Consider the following 17,559-nt stretch of genomic DNA (forward strand, 5'->3'; position numbering starts at 1 on the left):
GGAAATTTATGGGGGACGGGCGGCCTAAAGTTTTGTTTGTAACGGCCGATGTCATGACAGACCTTAATTTCAGGACGTTTTCTCTCATGGCCGATCTTATCCAGTCCCTGGCGTCGAACCTTTCGATTGCAGGTGTGCGTAGCAATGTGACTGCGAAAACCAACGTTGACGGTCAGGCGACCCCGGTCGAAGGCACTGTGAAGGCCGACCTGTCTGCTGTGCGCAGCGAAGGCAAGGCCGCGGCGACCCAGTCCGAGACCGCGGATTCGAACGAGTCGCAGGAGGTCAAGCAGCTGCGCGAGCAGGTCAAGCAGTTGCAGAAGCAACTGGCCGAGCAGCAGAAGCAACTGCAGGAAGCCATGGCCAGCAAGGAAGACGATCGCACCAAGTCGGTCAAGGTAGCGGCCGCCCAGGCGGCGGTGGCGACCACCACCGGGCAATTGCTGCAGGCGACCGGGGCGTTGCTGCAGGCGCTGACCGAGTCGGGTGGTAGCTCGGCGGGAAGTTCGGTGAATACCACCGCTTGATAATGAAAAAGGCCCGGTCAGATGACCGGGCCTTTTTTCATTGGGGTGCGCATCGCGCCGAACCGTCGCGATAAAGCGTCCGATCAATCCGCCTGCGGCCGATTCTGGCTGCGATCCGCCTTGTAACGAATCGCCACCGCCGGCGCCGGCTTGGCGTTGCCAGTCTCCAGCCATTGGCGCATGCGGCTGGCATCGGCGAAGTGGGTGTATTTGCCGAAGGCATCGAGGATCACCATCGCCACCGGACGGTTGTCCATCTTGGTCAGCAGCACCAGGCAATGCCCGGCATCGTTGGTGAAGCCGGTCTTGGTCAGCTTGATGTCCCAGTTGGCCTTGTTCACCAGGTGGTCGGTGTTACGGAAACCCAGGGTGTAGTTGGGCTTGCGGAAGGCGACGGTCTTCTCGCGGGTGGTGCTCAGCTCGCTGAGCAGCGGGTAATTGCGCGCGGCCATCAGCAGCTTGGTCAGGTCGCGGGCGGTGGAGACGTTGTTCGGCGACAGGCCGGTCGGTTCCACATAGCGGGTATTGCTCATGCCCAGGGCCTTGGCCTTGGCGTTCATCGCCTTGATGAACGCGCCATAGCCGCCCGGATAGTGGTGGGCGAGGGTCGCTGCGGCGCGGTTCTCCGACGACATCAGGGTAATCAGCAGGGTTTCCCGGCGATTCAGCTCGCTGCCCAGGCGCACCCGCGAATAGATGCCTTTCATTTCCTTGGTCTGGGCAATGGTCATGGTGAGCATTTCATCCATGGACTGCTTGGCGTCCAGCACGACCATGGCGGTCATCAGCTTGGTCACCGACGCGATCGGTCGCACCAGGTCGGGGTGGCTGGAATAGAGCACTTGGTTGGTTTGCAGATCCACCAGCATGGCGCTGCCGGAGGCCAGGTGCAGGGTGGAAGGATCTCGTTGCGCCTGGGCAGTGGCAGGCTGGGCAACAGCATTCGACGTGACGCTGGCGGTGCCGGTGAGCAACAGCAGCAGACTGAGAATCGAAAGGGAGGTTTTCACGTAAGTGCTCACTAAAAGAAGGTATGTCGTTGGCTGTGCAAGAGTTTTTATTTTTCTAATCGTGACATTCTGGAGTATGGCTCAGAGCCTGTCGATTGCTCTCCAGCCCTTAGCTCAAATATGAATAATCTTTAATCGATCCCGCACTGGCAAGCCTAAGGTAAGCCGCCTCCCGCCCATCCTGACGTGGCGCAATCGTTCTGAACTTCCCCCACGCGCAGCGCCTCCCTTTGATAAGCAAGGTCAGCGCGTGGAAGAGGGGCGGTCATGAATCAAATGTCAGATCTGGCGGGTGTCATTGCCACTCCTGCGGCACAGGCCGAAAGCCTAGAGACCCGCTATCGCGCCTTGTTGCGCGGCGACTGCCCTGACACCGCCGCATGGTTGAACGGCCAGTTGCGTCGCGCCGATGCGCTGGCCGATGACTTGCCGGCGTCTCCCGAGCAACTGGAAGCCTGGAGCCAGGAGCATGCGTTGCAGGTTGCCCGGCAGTACGCCGAATACCTTGCCGAACGTCGTGGCGGCGCGCCCCGGCGCATGTTCGGCAGCCGCGCACATGCGCTGTATTTTCTCCAGCAGGTCACGCCGACCAAGTGCGTCGACGGCGCCTGGCTGCAGGGCGCCCTGCATCACTGGGACGACCCGCGTTACCACGGGCTGATCCGCATTTATCTGGAAGAACTTGGCGATGGCCAACCGGCCTGCAACCACGTGGTGATTTTCCGCCGCCTGCTCGCCGGCCTGGGCTGTCACGAGCAGCTACCGTTGGCTGACGAACGCTACCTGCAAGGCGCGCTGCAACTGGCGCTCGGCCAGGAGAGCGAGCGTTTCCTGCCCGAAGTGCTGGGCTACAACCTCGGCTACGAACAGCTCCCCCTGCACTTGCTGATCAGCACCTTCGAGCTGGAAGAACTGGGCATCGACGCGCAGTACTTCCGCCTTCACGTGACCATCGACAACGCCAGCACCGGCCATGCGCGCAAGGCCCTGGAGGCCCTGCGCCAACTTTGGTCGGAACAGGACGGCGAGGCGTTCTATCGGCGCGTCGCCCGCGGTTACCGGCTCAATGACTTGAGCGCCGGTTCCATGGACATCGCCGCCGGGTTCGACCTGGAAAGCGAATTGCTCGCGGCGCTTGAGCGCAAGCGGATCTTCGGCCAGCACCTGCATTCGGACCACTGCCGCCTGGACGGGCGCACGGTCAATCAGTGGCTGTCCGTGCCGGGCAGTTTCCCGGCGTTTCTCCAGGTGTTGCAGGACAAAGGCTGGATCCTGCGCGATCGCGACCCGGCTGAAAGCCGTTTCTGGCAATTGATCGAGGGCCCGAAGGCGGTGATGTTCGGCGTGTTCAGCCCCTACGAAAAGCAACTGCTGCACGACTGGATTGCCGGCGACTGGCAGCCGCCGAAGCGCCGGCACCGGCCGGTCGCCCTCGCCGAGCCGCTGTTGCCGGCCTTGCCTGACGGGCTGTCGGTGACGCAACTCATCGACGCCATGGGCGAGGACCGTCATGCCAGCCCACGCGGGCTGGCGGCAACCCAGCGCTACGTGCAACTCTCCGGGCTGAAAGGAGGCCACAGCCATGCAACTGACCGATGAGCAACGCCAGACCGACGAAGCCCTGCTGCACCTGGGGCGTCGTCTGCACGCCGATGGCTATCGTTTCATCTGCGCCACGCCACTGACCCACCAGCGCTACAGCGAGCGCGTCGAGCAACTGCCGGCCCGGACGATGCGCGAAGTGTTCGGCTGGAACCGGCCGTTCGAGGCCTCGCTGCTGTCGCCGGATGAACTGGAGCACATGCGCCAGGCCGGAATCATCAGCACCAGCGACCAGACGCTGCGTAGCCAGGTGCGCTGGTCGACCGTCGATGGCTTGCTGCTGGTGCATTCGGGCTTTCCCACCGACACCGCCGACGCCGTGTTCTTCGGCCCGGACAGTTACCGCTTTGCCCGCGTGGTAGAGGCGCACCTGCGCGACAGTTGCGCGCCGATCGAGCACGCGGTGGAAATCGGCTGCGGCACGGGCATCGGCGCGCTGCTGATCGCCCGGGCGCGGCGGCATGCTCAGGTCAGCGCGCTGGACATCAACCCGCTGGCGCTGCGCTACGCCGCGATCAACGTGGCGTTGGCCGAGCTGGGCAATGTGGTGGTGGATTACAGCGATGTGCTGGAGGGCGTCAATGGCAGCTTCGACCTGATCGTCGCCAACCCGCCGTACATGCTCGATGCCCGCAAGCGCACGTACCGCCATGGTGGCGGGACGTTTGGCGAGGGGTTGTCGGTGCGCATGGTGCGCGAGTCGCTTGAGCGCCTCAGTCCGGGCGGCAGCCTGGTGTTGTATACCGGCGTGGCCATGGTCGACGGCAGCGACCCGTTCCTGGCGGCGCTGCGCGACACCCTCGACGCACCGCAATGGGCCTGGTTCTACGAGGAAATCGACCCGGACGTGTTTGGCGAGCAACTGCTGGAGCCCGGCTATGAGCGGGTCGAGCGTATTGCTGCGGTGGCTTTGACGGTGACCCGCCGCGGTTGAAGCTAGGCTCTGTATGAAAAACCTTGATACTCGGTGATGCTGCGTTGAAAACAGCCTCGGAATGCTCATTTACAACCCGTAAACTCCGCTTCCTCGGCTGTTTTCGCCTTGCCTGACCTTCGTCTCAAGGCTTTCATACAGAGCCTAGGGCGCTTTACCCATGGCCAGCATTGCCCGCTCCCGGGTCAGTGGCCGAAGCACGCCGGGGCTGTCGCTGATGTGGATGTAGAGATAGTGATTGCCCTGGCTGTCGCGCAGGATACGTCGCACTTGCAGCAGTTCCATCAAGCTGGCGGGGGTGATCTGTTCCTGGAGGATTTCGTGGTCAACGACGCCCTGGCGCTTCAGTGCGGCGGCGAATTCGTCTACGACATTGCGCTGGCGCTCGCGTATCCGGCGGGCGCGGAAATAGCCGGTGACGCCGACGGCGCCAATGAATACAGCGGTAAATAGCAGATTGCTGGCGATCTCCACGCCGAAATTCCTTCATCCTGAAAGCGAGCCGCTATCCTGCCGCAAATAAAAAGCCCCGCCAAGAAGGCGGGGCAAGGGGAGGTGTGCGGAGCAAACGCACAAGGGAAAGAAGGTTGACCTCAGGCTTTGAAGCCTTCGCCGGCGATACTTTGAGCAAGCGCCTCGGCATCGGTGAGCGAGGTGATCGGGCCGCCGATCTTCTCGCCGTCACGCATCAGGTACCAGCAGGCCAGCAGCCCCAATTCCCTCAGCGCCGGCGGAACCGCGCTACCGATAACGGACATGATGCTGATACTGGCCATGGTGAGTGCTCCCTTTGGGTCATGGCTCGTACCTTACGTGTGGATCCGGCCAGCGAGAAATCAGTGTTCTCAATAGTGTTCATTGATAAAACCCACTACCAGCGCGGGTGGCCGTAATAGACGGGCGGCGGGCCGTAGTAGCGTTCGCGGTAATACGGCGGCGGCACCGGCACATAGCGTTCCACGACCGGATAGGGCTGGTAATACACCGGCGGTGGCGGCGGCGGTTGGTAATACACGGGCTGCGGCGGGTAATACGCCGGGGCACGTTCGACGACCACAGTACGGTCGTGACCACCGGAAACGGCGGCGCCGACCACGGCACCCACTACGGCCGCGCCGAGTATGGGGCCCGCACCTTGCCAGCCACCGCCGCCATGGGCGGAGGCTTGTCCGGACAGGGCCAGGGCGCCGATCAGCAGGGCGATACCGGGGATATGACGGTTCATGTTGATTCCTCGCAGGGCGTTACCCCGACCGGAAAGACGGGCCGGGGATATCACTATGACCGCAGTCAGGGGCGGAGTTGCGAGGGAGCTGAGTAAAGGTTGTGTAAGGGCCGATCAACGGTCGGCGGCAAGGTTGGGCATACTGTGGCTTTCGCCGTTTCCAGGAGTCCGTTGATGACCCCCAGCAAAGACACCGTCCTCTGTATTTCCCTGGCCGGCCGCCCCGGCACCTTTGGTGTGCGCTTCCACAATCACCTGTACGAGCAACTGGGGCTGGATTACTACTACAAGGCCATGACCACCGCTGATCTGCCGGCCGCCATCGGTGGCATCCGCGCCCTGGGCATCCGCGGCTGCGGCGTGTCGATGCCGTTCAAGGAAGCCTGTATTGCCCTGGTGGACGAACTGGACCCATCCGCCGCGGCCATCGACTCCATCAACACCCTCGTCAACAGCAACGGCCACCTCAAGGCCTACAACACCGACTACCTGGCGGTGCGCCAGTTGATCGAACAGCACCGGCTCGACCCGGCGCAGCCGTTTGCCCTGCGTGGCAGTGGCGGCATGGCCAAGGCGGTGGCCAGTGCATTTCGTGATGCCGGCTTTACGCGCGGCACCGTGATTGCCCGCAACGAAGCGGCGGGCCGGAGTCTGGCGCAGAACTGCGGTTATGAATGGCAGGCGGAACTGGGTGAGTTGCGGCCAACGCTGCTGGTCAACGTGACGCCCATCGGCATGGCCGGCGGCGCGGAGGCGGATGAGTTGTCGTTCGACCTGACGGCCATCGATGCGGCGCAGACGGTGTTCGACGTGGTGGCGATGCCGGCGCGCACGCCGCTGATTGCTGCGGCCGAGACGCGCGGCAAAGCAGTGATTACCGGGCTGGAAGTGATTGCCTTGCAGGCGCTGGAGCAGTTCGTGCTCTATACCGGGGTGCGGCCGACGGCGGAGCAGGTGGCGAAAGCGGTGGCGTTCGCTCGGGGTTGATGTTGTGCCTGTCGGCCTCATCGCTGGCGTGCCTGGGCGCCGAACCGCAGCGATGAGGCCCTTGAAAGCGCTGGCTTATTCGAGCAGCGCCAAACGCTCTTCCAGCGCCGCAATCCGCGCCTCCAGCGCCTCGATCCGCTCCGCCGACACACCACTGACCCCGCGTTCCCCCGGCCCTTGCTGGCGCGCGGCGAGAATCGCCTCGATTTCCGCCGGGTCGCCCAGCGCGTGGGTGTAGCGGTCTTCCCGCTGGCCCGCCTGACGCGGCAGGTGCAGGGCATAGCCGCGGGCGATCAGGCGGTCGAGCTGATGCAGCACCTGGTCGTTGTCATCGAAGTCATGCATGCGCTGGCTGCGGGTCAGCAGTTCATTGATGGTCTGCGGCCCGCGCAGGAACATCAGGCCCATCAGGATCAACTGCGCCGGCACCAGTTCCAGCGCCTTGTCCACGCGCTGTTCCCAGCGGTCGGCGCGGCTGCCCATCTGCAGGCGGACCAGGCCCTGGCCTTCAAGGGCACGCAGGCTTTGGCCGATCTGGCCCTGGGCGAGGTTCATCACGGGTTCGCGGCTGGTTTTCTGGTTGCAGGCCAGCATCAGCGCGTTGAGGGTCAGGGGATAGGTTTCCGGGTTGCTCGCCTGCTTTTCGATAAGCGAGCCCAGGATGCGGATTTCAGTGGCGTTGAAGCGGGCAGTGGCGGGGGATTCTTGCTCTTCGGACATGACCCTGTCTCTGTGCATGGAAAGCCCCTAGCCTAGGGCTGTGACAGGGTTAACACAAGCGACCGGCGGCACGATGCCACCGGTCGTGATGGCATCAGCCGCGGCGAGCTTCCGCTTCGCAGGCGGCCGCAGTGAACAGGACGTCGGTGGAGGAGTTGAGCGCGGTTTCCGCCGAGTCCTGCAGCACGCCGATGATGAAGCCCACCGCCACCACCTGCATGGCGATCTCGCTGGGGATGCCGAACAGGCTGCAGGCCAGCGGGATCAGCAGCAGCGAGCCGCCGGCCACGCCCGAGGCGCCGCAGGCGCAGACCGCCGCGACCACGCTGAGCAGCACGGCAGTCGGCAGATCGACGGCGATGCCCAAGGTATTTACCGCCGCCAGGGTCAGCACGGTGATGGTGATTGCCGCGCCGGCCATGTTGATGGTCGCGCCCAGCGGGATCGACACCGAGTAGGTATCTTCGTGCAGGCCGAGCTTCTCGCTCAGGGCCAGGTTGACCGGAATGTTCGCCGCCGAGCTGCGGGTGAAGAAGGCGGTGATGCCGCTTTCGCGCAGGCACAGCAGGGTCAGCGGGAACGGGTTGCGGCGGATCTTCCAGAACACGATCAGCGGGTTCATCACCAGAGCAACGAACAGCATGCAGCCGATCAGCACCGCCAGCAGGTGCAGGTAGCCGACCAGGGTGCCGAGGCCGGACTGGGCCAGGGTCGAGGCGACCAGGCCGAAGATGCCCAGCGGGGCGAAGCGGATCACCACGCGGACGATCAGGGTCACGCCGTTGGACAGGTCGTCGAGCACGGTGCGGGTGGTCGGCCCGGCGTGTCGCACGGCAATGCCGAGGCCGATGGCCCAGGCCAAAATGCCGATGAAGTTACCGGTGACCAGCGCGTTCACCGGGTTGTCCACGGCGCTCAGCAGCAGGCCCTGAAGCACTTCGGTGATACCGCCCGGCGCGCTCATCTGCGCGCCTTCGGTGCTCAGCACCAGCGTGGACGGGAACAGCATGCTCGCCGCCACCGCGACCACCGCCGCGGCGAAGGTGCCGAACAGGTACAGCACCAGAATTGGCCGGATATGGGTCTGCTGGCCGTGCTTGTGGTTGGCGATGGACGCCATGACCAGGATGAACACCAGAATCGGCGCCACGGCCTTCAGCGCGCTGACGAACACTTTGCCGATAAAGGCGAGATTACCCGCCATCTGCGGCGCGAGCAGCGCCAGGGCGATGCCGGCCACCAGGCCGATAAGGATTTGCAGCACCAGGCTGGTGCGGTTGAGCAAGTTGAGAACAGGCAACATAACGAATCTGACTCGATCGTGTTCAGGGCCCGGGGATCGCCCGGGTACGGAATGCCTCGACGCGGCGGGTGGCACCGGTCGAAAAAAGGGCGGAACTCTATCACAGCGCTCGCGGCCTCACCCAATGCCCCGGTCCGGCGGTAGGTCGTCATGCCGGTGGCTGTTACCATGCGCGGCCTTTTCGAGCCGACGCGCTCATCGCTGGAGTCTGGATGTTCCTGCCCATTCTGTTGCTGGCCGCGGCCGGCTTCACCGTGTTGACCACTGAATTCCTCATCATCGGCCTGCTGCCGGGGATCGCCCGGGATTTGCAGGTCAGCGTCCCCCAGGCCGGCCTGCTGGTGACCCTGTTCGCGTTCACCGTGGCCTGCTTCGGGCCGTTTCTCACCGCCTGGTGCGCGCGTTTCGAGCGCAAGCGGTTGTTCGTCGGCGTGCTGTTGCTGTTCGCCGCCTCCAACGCGCTGGCGGCGCTGGCCACCAACTATTACGTGATGGCCGTGGCGCGACTGGTGCCGGCGCTGGGCCTGCCGGTGTTCTGGGCGCTGGCCAGCGAAACGGCGGTGGACATCGTCGGCCCGGCCTACGCCGGACGGGCGATCAGCAAGATCAGCTTTGGCGTGGTCTGCGCCACGGTGTTCGGTATTCCCCTTGGCACCTTGCTCGGCGATGCGCTGGGCTGGCGGGTGGCCTTCGCCGCGCTGGCGCTGTTGTCGCTGGCCAAGGCGCTGTTGCTTTGGCGCTACCTGCCGCACACCCCGCGGCAGAGCGAAACCACCTCGCTGCGCGGACAGTTCCGTGTGCTGCGCAGCCCGCTGTTGCAGGGTCACGTGCTGTTGTCGGTGCTGGTGTTCAGCGGCATGTTCACGGCCTACACCTACCTTGCGGACTTGCTGGAACGGCTGGCCGGTTTTGATGGCGACCGGGTCGGCTGGTACTTGATGGGCTTCGGCGCGGTGGGTTTGATCGGCAACAGCCTGGGCGGACGCGCGGTGGACCGTCATCCACTGCTGGCCTCGGCCGGTTTCTGCGGATTGCTGGTGGTGGGGTTGCTGACGGTGGTGCCGGCGATCCAGTCCAGCATCGGGCTGGTGCTGGCCCTGGCGGTCTGGGGCCTGGCCCAGGCGGCGCTGTTCCTGGTCAGCCATGTGCGGGTGATCAAGGCCGCGCCCGAAGCACCGGCCTTCGGCGCCTCGCTGAATATCGCCGGAGGCAACCTGGGCATTGGCCTGGGGGCGCTGATCGGCGGCGCGGTGATCGACCGTCTGGGCCTGGCGGATGTTGGCTATGTCGCCGCGATACTGATTGCTCTCGCGTTGGCCCTGGCCCTGTGGCTGACGCGCTTCAAGCCAGTGGCCAGTTGAACAGCTCGCGGCGCGCACCCTCGGTGATGGCGACGATGCCGGGGTGCTTGACCTTGCGCTCCACCGAAATGGCATAGAACGACTCGGTGACTGCGTCGGTCTGGCCGATCAGTTCGACGTCGTACTGCCGGCAGACCTCCTCGGCGATCACGCTGGGGGCAATGAAAATCCCGCTACCAGACTTGCCGAAGGCCTGCATCAGCGCGCTGTCGTCGAACTCGCCGACGATCCGCGGCTGCAGCTGCTGCTCGGCGAACCAGCGCAGCAGGCGGTTGCGCACCATGGTTTCCTGGCCGGGGATCAACAACGGCGCGTGTTGCAGGCAGGCAGGGAAGGGCAGCGGCTGGCGCGCTGCCAGCTCCGGCGTGGCGAGGAAACTGATGCCGCACTCGCCGAGCTTCTGGCTGTAGCCCTTGATATCCAGATGGCTGGGCATCGGGCTGTCGGAGATCACCAGGTCCAGGCGCTGGATCGCCAGGTCGGCCAGCAGCCGCTCCAGTTTGTCTTCGCGGCAACTGATGCGCAGCGGCTCGGCCAGCTCCATGGTCGGCGCGATCAGCCGGTAGACGATCGACTTGGGCACCACATCCGCCACGCCAACCCGAAACAGCACCTGCTGCTCGTTGGGCTGTGCCCGCAACATGGCTTCCAGCTCGCCGCCGATCTGGAACATCGGCTCGGCGTAGGACAGCGCCTGGCGACCGGTTTCGGTCAACTCCAACTGGCGCCCGACCCGGCGGAACAACTCGATGCCGTAGGTCTGTTCCAGCAGGCTGATCTGGCCGCTGATGGTCTGCGGAGTCAGGTTCAATTGCTCGCAGGCGCGCACGATGCTGCCGGTCTTGGCCACGACCCAGAAGTAATGCAGTTGCCGGTAATTGAGCATGGCAATCCCCGATTCGGAAAAACCGAAGTATAACCGCTGAAAATACGAATTTTTCTGATGTATCAAGATATTTAGAATCCTCTGCCATTGCGGTGCCATCTGTTGTGGCAGCGAAAACACTTCGGAGAAGACCCATGCTTGACCTCAAATCCATCGGTACACCGCTAGTCCTTGTGATGGCCCTCTTCGCCATGACCGGCTGCGAGCAGGCCGAAAAGTCTGCCCAGCAGATGCTCAACAAGGCTGCCGAGTCGGCGAAGGAGGCCATTGACGACACCAACAAGGCCGCCCAGCAGGCGCTCAACGAGGCCACCGGCAAACAGCCGGAAAAGAAAGAAGACACCAAGGACACTGACGGTCAGGAAATCTGATCTACCTTTTCTCAACAATGATTCAGGATCTGATCAATGGAATATCTGCTGGAACTCGCCGCAAGCCCGACCGCCTGGGTCGCCCTGGCCACTTTGGTGGCCATGGAGATCGTCCTTGGCATCGACAACCTGATTTTCATCTCGATCCTGACCAACAAGCTGCCCGAGGAATTCCGCTCCAAGGCGCGGCGTATCGGGATCAGCATGGCGTTGGTGATGCGCCTGGCGCTGCTCAGTACCGTGGCCTGGATCGTCCAGTTGACCGAGCCGGTCATCGACATCCTCGGCAAGAGCTTCTCGTGGAAGGACATGATCCTGATCGCCGGTGGTCTGTTCCTGCTCTGGAAAGCCACCAAGGAAATCCACGAAAGCGTGGATCCACGGGCCCAGGAAGAATCCAAGGCGTCGTCTACCATTACCCTGGGTTTTGCAGCGGCCATTGGCCAGATCCTGGTGCTGGACATCGTCTTCTCCGTCGACAGCATCATCACCGCCGTGGGTATGACCGAGCACTTGCCGATCATGATCATCGCCGTGGTCAGCGCCGTGATCGTGATGTTGGTAGCGGCCGATCCACTGGCCAAGTTCATCAATGACAACCCGACCGTGGTGATGTTGGCCCTGGGCTTCCTCATCATGATCGGCATGACCCTGATCGCCGAAGGCTTCGGCGCCCACGTTCCGAAAGGCTACGTGTATGCGGCGATGGCGTTCTCTACCGCGATCGAGGTGCTGAACATTCTCTCGCGCAAGGCTCGCCAGCGGCGTGAGGCCAGCGAGGGCTGATTCAAGGAATCTGTTGCGTGCTGTAGTTGGGGCTCCTTTTTAGGGGCCCCTTTTTTATGGTTCTGGTGGGGGTGATGATTTTTGGGATTTGGGATTTGGGCTTGGGGGCCGTGAGCTTATCCATTCGATGTGGCGAGGCTGCCGGCCCCTTCCGCCTTTACGGCGGGTCCTTTTGTCTTGGCAAAATGGACGAAAACCGCTGGCTCCTGCATCCGGCCCTACGCTGCGCTTCGGGTCCCCTCCCTCCGGTGTCTTGCGGGGCCACGCGGCCTACGACTTGCTTCGCAAGTCTACATCTCGCGTCTTCGGCTGCGCCGAAGGATGCTGCGCATCTGCCCCTTCAGACACCTCCACTCGGCCTTCTGACGTCGCACTTTGTGTCGTCTGGGCTTTCGTGCATGAAGAGCAGAAGCAAGATCAAGAGCGAAAAAGAGCAAATCGGTGGTTTCACCAAGCTGTAATTTCGAAGATGCGTCATCACAGGCGCCGCCCGTAACTTCGTGACTTCAGGAGGCCGAGCGGAGGTGCCTGTAGGGGCAGGTGCGCAGCACCCTTCGGCGTAGCCGAAGACGCGAGATGTAGACTCGCGAAGCGAGTCGTAGGCCGCGTGGCCCCGGAAGGCACCGTAGCGAGGGGACCCGGAGCGCAGCGTAGGGCCGGATGCGGGAGCGAGCGGTTTTGCCTACTTTTTCCAAGAAAAAAGTCGGCCGCCGTAAAGGCGGAAGGGGCCGGCAGCCTCGCCAAATTGAATGGATAAGCTCACATCACCCAAGCCCAAATCCCAAATCCATGGCCGCGAGCAACAGATCAGTGGGCGTTGGCAGGACGGCGGTGCGCGCGCCGAGGTTCCGGCGCATTCACGTGAGGATCAGGCTGCTGATGGTGCAGATGATGACGACGGGCGATCCGCAACACGCCCCACAACATGGCAGCCGCCACACTCAGCCAGGCTGCGATCAACATGAAAATAGCCATGGTCAGGCTCATGGGTGCCTCCTTCTTCAGTACAGGCAGGACCTGTAACTCAGACACCTCATTAGTCTAGACGCTCACTTATTTCAGGCTATTGACCGATGGTCTGAGGCCTTGGGCCGCTTTGTTCTAAGGCGGGCGCGGGCTATACCGATGCCGCCTGTCGGCCTATGATCGCCGCTCAAACCCGGGCGTTGCCTGCCTGGCATCCGCTCAAGCGAGGACCCATGCCGATCCTTTCCACAACGCCACGCCGTCTTTTTGCCGCCTGCCTGCTGGCCGCGACCCTGGCCGGCTGCGCCAGCCAGCAATCTTCCGAACTCAAGCAACTGCCGCAACGGGTCGAACTCGGCACGGTGCCGTTCTTCCGCGGCAACGCCAACCAGAGCGCGCCGATGGCGTTGGCGGCGATTCTCTCGCAGCAAGGCGTACGCATCACGCCAGGGCTGCTGGAAAGTGCGCTGAAACTGCCTCAGGAGCAGGAACGCCTGCAGACGTCGATGCAAACCGTCGCCCAGCAATACGGCATGGTGGTTTATCCGCTGGACAGCAGACTGCCGGCGCTGCTCACGCAAGTGGCGGCGGGCAATCCGGTGTTGTTGCGCTATCAGGAAGGTTCGGCATTCTGGAGCGAGCCGCGTTACGCCCTGCTGGTCGGCTACGACCGCTACAAGGAACGCGTGCTGCTGCGGGCTGGGAACAGCCGGCGCATGCTGATGGACTTCGGTTCGTTCGAGTCGGCGTGGAAGAAGGAAGGGGGCTGGGCGGTGCTGGTGCAGCAACCCAAGCAACTGCCGGCCCAGGTGGACCGGCAGCGCTGGCTCAAGGCGGCGAATGACCTGGCCCAGGCAGGCCAGGAACAGGCCGCGCGGCAGGCCGTCAACGCCCTCGGACGCTGAAGGCCGCCGGAATTACACGCCCAGGCGGTCGCGCAGGGTGTAGTACCAGGCGCCGATGGCGCTGAACGGTACGCGCATCAGGTGACCACCCGGGAACGGGTAGTGCGGCAGTTCGGCAAAGGCGTCGAAACGCTCGGCCTGACCGCGCAGCGCCTCGGCCAGCACTTTGCCGGCGAGGTGGGTGTAAGTCACGCCGTGACCGCTGCAGCCCTGGGAGTAGTAGATGTTGTCGCCCAGGCGACCCACTTGCGGCAGGCGCGACAGGGTCAGCAGGAAGTTGCCGGTCCAGGCGTAGTCGATCTTCACGTCTTTCAGTTGCGGGAACGCCTTGAGCATCTTCGGACGGATGATCGCCTCGATGTTCGCTGGATCGCGGGCGCCGTAGACCACGCCGCCGCCGAAGATCAGGCGCTTGTCGCTGGTCAGACGGTAGTAGTCGAGCAGGTAGTTGCAGTCTTCGACGCAATAGTCTTGCGGCAGCAGGGTACGGGCCAGCTCATCGCTCAGCGGCTCGGTGGTGATCACCTGGGTGCCGCACGGCATCGACTTGGCTTGCAGTTCCGGCACCAGGCCGCCGAGGTAGGCGTTACCGGCAACGATGATGAACTTGGCGCGAACGCGGCCGTTCGGGGTGTGCACTACCGGGTTGGCGCCACGGTCGATACGGATGGCCGGGGACTGTTCGTAAATCTTGCCACCCAGGGATTCCACGGCAGCGGCTTCGCCCAGTGCCAGGTTCAGCGGGTGGATATGACCGCCGCTCATGTCGAGCATGCCGCCAACATAGCTGTCGCAGGCGACCACTTCACGCAGGCGGTTCTTGTCCATCAGTTCCAGCTGGGTGTGGCCGAAGCGCTCCCAGAGGCGCTTCTGCGATTCCAGGTGGCCCATCTGCTTGTTGGTCACGGCGGCAAACACGCCACCGTCTTTCAGGTCGCACTGGATGTTGTACTTGGCCACGCGCTCACGAATGATGCGGCCGCCTTCGAAGGCCATTTGCCCGAGCAGTTGTGCCTGGCGTGGGCCGACGGTGCGCTCGATGACATCGATGTCGCGGCTGTAGCTGTTGACGATCTGGCCGCCGTTACGGCCCGACGCGCCGAAACCGACTTTGGCGGCTTCCAGCACGGTGACTTTGAAACCGTTTTCCAGCAGGAACAGGGCGCTGGACAGACCGGTGTAACCGGCGCCGATCACGCAGACATCGGTCTCGACTTCTTCCTGCAGGGCAGGGCGCTGCGGCACTGGGTTGGCCGAAGCTGCGTAATAGGACTGTGGATAAGGAGTGGCGGCCATGGGGCGGGACCTCGAATCTGCGTGACTTTGTATTTGTGTGTTTCGTATTTTTTACGAATGCACGGATACTATCAATAATAATAAACACCCGCCAGCCGGACGGTCGAAAACATCAAAAACCCGGTTTATGCATAAATAATTTTATTATTCAGTGGTTTAGCTGAAAAAAGCTGTTGACACACTTTGCCGAGTGCGTAGAATGCCGCCTCACAGCAGGCACATAGCTCAGTTGGTTAGAGCACCACCTTGACATGGTGGGGGTCGTTGGTTCGAGTCCAATTGTGCCTACCAAACAAAAGCCCCGGTTTCCGGGCACTTGAAGGGCGATCCGAGAGGGTCGCCCTTTTTGTTTTTGCAAAACTTTTGCAAAACTTTTGCAAAACCACCCACCGCTATCTGGTCTTTGCTGGCGCTTACCGTTCGTCAGATGGCCAGGTCAGCCTTCACTTCGACGTACTGGATTTCCTTCGGTGCGTGCCCGTCTTGATACCGCTCTGTCATCTCGGCAGTGGCGTGCCCCATCAGCAACTGGACGTAATCCGTCGAGAACTTCTGCTGCTCATAGAGCCATGCGCCTAGGGCGCGAATCTCGTGGAAGGTCGGTCGCTCTTCAAGGTCCATGTGGTCATATGCCTTCGCGGCATCCCTCGCTTTCCTGAAGCTCTTCGATAGATAGTCGGGGGTCACTGCCGTCCAGTGCTCTTTCGCCTCGATCTGGGCTTTACGCCGCGCCTTCGGGCGGTAGTGGATAAGGAAGGGCGATACCACGGGCGACCGAATGCACTCGTTCACTGTCTCGCGAAAGGCCTTGCCCATCACGATCTGCAGGTGGATCGGGGTGTCGTAGTTGTCGGTCTTGCCCGGAGATACCTTGATCGTGTTCTTTATCAGGTCCACCGCCGATTTCTTCCAGGTCACGATATCTTCGCGTCGCTGCAGGCTGGTCAGTCCTAGCCGAATGGCGCGCTTCAGCCACCCCGGGGTGGTGTCGGCGTCGAGGATCTTTTGCACGCCCTCCATTGTGTGCCGCTGGCGCTTCTTCTTGGCTTCTTTCTTCAGCAGGGTCATGTCGGCGGCGTTGCGCTCAACCATGCCCTTTGCGATTGCGAAGGTCAGCAGGCTGACCAGCAGGGTCCGGTGCTTCGTGTAGGCGTTGTTGCTGAACTGGTCCAGGTACTCGGCTGCGGCCATCACGTCGAACTGCCCCACAAGCATGTGGCCGATGTCCGTCCGGTACCGCTTGAGCTTGTAGCCGATCTCGTCCAGCGACGACCGTGCATAGCCCCGGTCGGGCAGCCACTCGGTCTCGAAGCGATCAACCAGCGCTGCGATAGTGGGCAGGCGATCCCCGGTGATTGTCGCCAGCATTTCGCCGTTGTCGGTCATCAGGAACGCCAGCTTGGCGTTCGCGGCTTTGGCCAGGCGCACCGCCTCGTCATACGGCTTGCTGATGCTGGTCATCTTCCCGGTGATCGGGTTCTTGTACCGCCAATACTTCCCGTTGGCGTACAGGTTGGGCGGGAGCGTCTTGTTCTTTGGGGTGCGCGGTCGTGGTGCCATTTCAAATTCCCAGCATCTGTGCCAGGAGCGGATCCGTGGATCCGATCACGGCGGCCTGCAGGTCGACGAAGTACATGCCGCCGCGGACCTCGCCCGCCAACTCTCCGTCATCAATCCATTTCTTGAGCTGCTGCAAGCTCGGCTTGCCGCCGGCGTAGCGCAGCTTGCGGTACTCGGCGGCCTCCATAAGCCTTGGCAGGGTCGCCGTGATCTGGGCTATGACTTTTGCCATGGCAGAACCTCGTTGGTCACTGTGGTTTCAGTGAGGGCGGTCATGGTTGCCGTCCTCCGTGTCGGCCACTGCGCGGAGTCGAAGCGTGATACCGCAAGCCTTGGCCAGTTGGTTCAGCTTTCCGACGCTGGTGGTTTGGTCTTGCAGGGCCTGGCCGAACCGTACCAGTCGATCGCCCAGGTCCTCGAACTCGCTTCGAGATTGATTAGGCTGCGTCATCGCTGCGCTCCTGCTCCCTTTGTTCATCAGCCAGAAGCTGGCGCCATTCTGCTTCGGTGCGGTTGGCGTACAGCGGTTCATCCAGCGACTTCGCGGGCGCCGGGTGCAGGCCGGCTTCTTTGCGCAGGCGAATCTCCTGGCGATCGATGGCCACGCCCTGCGCCGCCTCGACGCCCAGCCTGACCTGGCTGCCTTTTACGTCCAGCACGACGATGGTGATGTCGTCGCCGATGCGGATTGATTCGCCGATGCGGCGCGTGAGGATCAACATGGCAATAGCTCTCCATGCCCGAGCATTGGCGGGCTTGAGTTGTAGGGGGAAGGGTTACAGCAGGGCTTCGACTACCTGGCCGGTATCGTGGAAATACCAGTCGCTGTCCGTCAGGTTGTTGATCATGAAGTCGGAAAATGCGGGGAGCCCCATTCGCTTCATGATCCGTTCGAACTTGGGCGGCGGCCCCCTCCAGACTGGCTCTTCACCGACAAGGCGGGCGGCCGCTAGGTTGTGATGGCCATCGATGATGATCCGGTAGCGTTGACCGCGCATGTCGAGGTCTACAGTGCGGACCACGAACACCTTGAACGTCGCTGCCTTCCGGGCCACCGCCTGGCGGTCCAAGTAGCGCTGGCTGCTGATCAGCGGTGGTTCAATCATCGCGGCCCCCTGTA

Annotated in this window: 21 protein-coding genes, 1 tRNA gene and 1 pseudogene; 9 read left to right on the plus strand and 14 right to left on the minus strand. The window is 62.7% G+C overall.

Annotated elements, in window-relative coordinates; genetic code table 11:
* Positions 1 to 86: 86 nt before the first annotated feature.
* On the plus strand, positions 87 to 527 hold the full coding sequence (locus tag HWV67_RS00200) for a hypothetical protein (RefSeq protein WP_175649423.1): 441 nt from the start codon (positions 87 to 89) through the stop codon (positions 525 to 527).
* 83 nt (positions 528 to 610) lie between these two features.
* On the opposite strand, the gene pbpG is transcribed toward HWV67_RS00200, so the two are convergent.
* Complete coding sequence (gene pbpG / locus HWV67_RS00205; protein WP_175649424.1) at positions 611 to 1,537, minus strand: D-alanyl-D-alanine endopeptidase; 927 nt, start codon at positions 1,535 to 1,537, stop codon at positions 611 to 613.
* A 267-nt stretch (positions 1,538 to 1,804) separates the two neighbouring features.
* On the opposite strand from pbpG, the gene HWV67_RS00210 reads away from it, so the two are divergent.
* Positions 1,805 to 3,136, plus strand: a complete 1,332-nt coding sequence (locus HWV67_RS00210) for an iron-containing redox enzyme family protein (RefSeq protein ID WP_175649425.1) — start codon at positions 1,805 to 1,807, stop codon at positions 3,134 to 3,136.
* Positions 3,120 to 4,073 carry a methyltransferase gene (locus HWV67_RS00215; RefSeq protein WP_175649426.1) on the plus strand — a complete coding sequence of 318 codons (954 nt, stop codon included), beginning with the start codon at positions 3,120 to 3,122 and terminating at the stop codon, positions 4,071 to 4,073. The genes HWV67_RS00210 and HWV67_RS00215 overlap by 17 nt, the downstream gene beginning before the upstream one ends.
* 144 nt (positions 4,074 to 4,217) lie before the next feature.
* On the opposite strand, the gene HWV67_RS00220 is transcribed toward HWV67_RS00215, so the two are convergent.
* From HWV67_RS00220 to HWV67_RS00230, 3 genes are all read right to left on the minus strand, one after another.
* Entirely contained in the window at positions 4,218 to 4,547 is a 330-nt protein-coding gene (locus tag HWV67_RS00220) for a hypothetical protein (protein ID WP_175649427.1), read from the minus strand.
* A 119-nt stretch (positions 4,548 to 4,666) separates the two neighbouring features.
* Positions 4,667 to 4,849 carry a hypothetical protein gene (locus HWV67_RS00225; protein ID WP_175649428.1) on the minus strand — a complete coding sequence of 61 codons (183 nt, stop codon included), beginning with the start codon at positions 4,847 to 4,849 and terminating at the stop codon, positions 4,667 to 4,669.
* A 95-nt stretch (positions 4,850 to 4,944) separates the two neighbouring features.
* Complete coding sequence (locus tag HWV67_RS00230; protein ID WP_095157665.1) at positions 4,945 to 5,298, minus strand: hypothetical protein; 354 nt, start codon at positions 5,296 to 5,298, stop codon at positions 4,945 to 4,947.
* Between the two features lie 174 nt (positions 5,299 to 5,472).
* Here HWV67_RS00230 and HWV67_RS00235 point away from each other — a divergent pair, with 174 nt between their 5' ends.
* Positions 5,473 to 6,285: a shikimate 5-dehydrogenase gene (locus HWV67_RS00235; RefSeq protein WP_175649429.1), complete on the plus strand. Its 813-nt coding sequence runs from the start codon at positions 5,473 to 5,475 to the stop codon at positions 6,283 to 6,285.
* A 75-nt stretch (positions 6,286 to 6,360) separates the two neighbouring features.
* Here HWV67_RS00235 and HWV67_RS00240 read toward each other — a convergent pair whose 3' ends face one another.
* Positions 6,361 to 7,005, minus strand: a complete 645-nt coding sequence (locus HWV67_RS00240) for a YceH family protein (protein WP_175649430.1) — start codon at positions 7,003 to 7,005, stop codon at positions 6,361 to 6,363.
* A 94-nt stretch (positions 7,006 to 7,099) separates the two neighbouring features.
* Complete coding sequence (sstT, locus tag HWV67_RS00245) at positions 7,100 to 8,308, minus strand: serine/threonine transporter SstT (RefSeq protein ID WP_175649431.1); 1,209 nt, start codon at positions 8,306 to 8,308, stop codon at positions 7,100 to 7,102.
* Between the two features lie 212 nt (positions 8,309 to 8,520).
* Between sstT and HWV67_RS00250 the strand changes: the two genes are divergently transcribed.
* Positions 8,521 to 9,669: an MFS transporter gene (locus tag HWV67_RS00250; protein WP_175649432.1), complete on the plus strand. Its 1,149-nt coding sequence runs from the start codon at positions 8,521 to 8,523 to the stop codon at positions 9,667 to 9,669.
* On the opposite strand, the gene nhaR is transcribed toward HWV67_RS00250, so the two are convergent.
* On the minus strand, positions 9,650 to 10,555 hold the full coding sequence (gene nhaR, locus HWV67_RS00255) for a transcriptional activator NhaR (protein WP_110973161.1): 906 nt from the start codon (positions 10,553 to 10,555) through the stop codon (positions 9,650 to 9,652). The genes HWV67_RS00250 and nhaR overlap by 20 nt on opposite strands.
* Positions 10,556 to 10,689: 134 nt before the next feature.
* Here nhaR and HWV67_RS00260 point away from each other — a divergent pair, with 134 nt between their 5' ends.
* Complete coding sequence (locus HWV67_RS00260; protein ID WP_175649433.1) at positions 10,690 to 10,926, plus strand: hypothetical protein; 237 nt, start codon at positions 10,690 to 10,692, stop codon at positions 10,924 to 10,926.
* 36 nt (positions 10,927 to 10,962) lie between these two features.
* Positions 10,963 to 11,712, plus strand: a complete 750-nt coding sequence (locus tag HWV67_RS00265) for a TerC family protein (protein WP_095157652.1) — start codon at positions 10,963 to 10,965, stop codon at positions 11,710 to 11,712.
* 807 nt (positions 11,713 to 12,519) lie between these two features.
* On the opposite strand, the gene HWV67_RS00270 is transcribed toward HWV67_RS00265, so the two are convergent.
* Entirely contained in the window at positions 12,520 to 12,699 is a 180-nt protein-coding gene (locus tag HWV67_RS00270) for a hypothetical protein (protein ID WP_175649434.1), read from the minus strand.
* Between the two features lie 155 nt (positions 12,700 to 12,854).
* Here HWV67_RS00270 and HWV67_RS00275 point away from each other — a divergent pair, with 155 nt between their 5' ends.
* Positions 12,855 to 13,583, plus strand: a complete 729-nt coding sequence (locus HWV67_RS00275) for a peptidase C39 family protein (protein WP_175649435.1) — start codon at positions 12,855 to 12,857, stop codon at positions 13,581 to 13,583.
* Between the two features lie 12 nt (positions 13,584 to 13,595).
* Here HWV67_RS00275 and HWV67_RS00280 read toward each other — a convergent pair whose 3' ends face one another.
* Positions 13,596 to 14,879, minus strand: coding sequence for an NAD(P)/FAD-dependent oxidoreductase (locus HWV67_RS00280; RefSeq protein ID WP_095157642.1), 1,284 nt, complete (start codon positions 14,877 to 14,879; stop codon positions 13,596 to 13,598).
* A gap of 214 nt (positions 14,880 to 15,093) precedes the next feature.
* Between HWV67_RS00280 and HWV67_RS00285 the strand changes: the two genes are divergently transcribed.
* Positions 15,094 to 15,170 (plus strand) — tRNA-Val (locus tag HWV67_RS00285).
* A 132-nt stretch (positions 15,171 to 15,302) separates the two neighbouring features.
* On the opposite strand, the gene HWV67_RS00290 is transcribed toward HWV67_RS00285, so the two are convergent.
* The 5 genes and pseudogenes from HWV67_RS00290 to HWV67_RS00310 form a co-directional block, all read right to left on the minus strand.
* Complete coding sequence (locus HWV67_RS00290) at positions 15,303 to 16,439, minus strand: tyrosine-type recombinase/integrase (RefSeq protein ID WP_175649436.1); 1,137 nt, start codon at positions 16,437 to 16,439, stop codon at positions 15,303 to 15,305.
* Position 16,440: 1 nt separating this feature from the next.
* On the minus strand, positions 16,441 to 16,671 hold the full coding sequence (locus tag HWV67_RS00295; RefSeq protein ID WP_175649437.1) for a hypothetical protein: 231 nt from the start codon (positions 16,669 to 16,671) through the stop codon (positions 16,441 to 16,443).
* A gap of 27 nt (positions 16,672 to 16,698) precedes the next feature.
* Positions 16,699 to 16,890, minus strand: a complete 192-nt coding sequence (locus tag HWV67_RS00300; protein WP_175649438.1) for a hypothetical protein — start codon at positions 16,888 to 16,890, stop codon at positions 16,699 to 16,701.
* Positions 16,891 to 16,978: 88 nt separating this feature from the next.
* A pseudogene (gene csrA, locus HWV67_RS31570) lies at positions 16,979 to 17,161 on the minus strand (carbon storage regulator CsrA); the annotation flags it as partial.
* 54 nt (positions 17,162 to 17,215) lie between these two features.
* Positions 17,216 to 17,545 (minus strand): hypothetical protein, encoded by a 330-nt coding sequence (locus tag HWV67_RS00310; protein WP_175649440.1) that lies wholly within the window; start codon positions 17,543 to 17,545, stop codon positions 17,216 to 17,218.
* Positions 17,546 to 17,559: the final 14 nt, after the last annotated feature.

This window comes from Pseudomonas sp. Marseille-P9899, from assembly GCF_903166565.1.
GTDB lineage: Bacteria > Pseudomonadota > Gammaproteobacteria > Pseudomonadales > Pseudomonadaceae > Aquipseudomonas > Aquipseudomonas huaxiensis.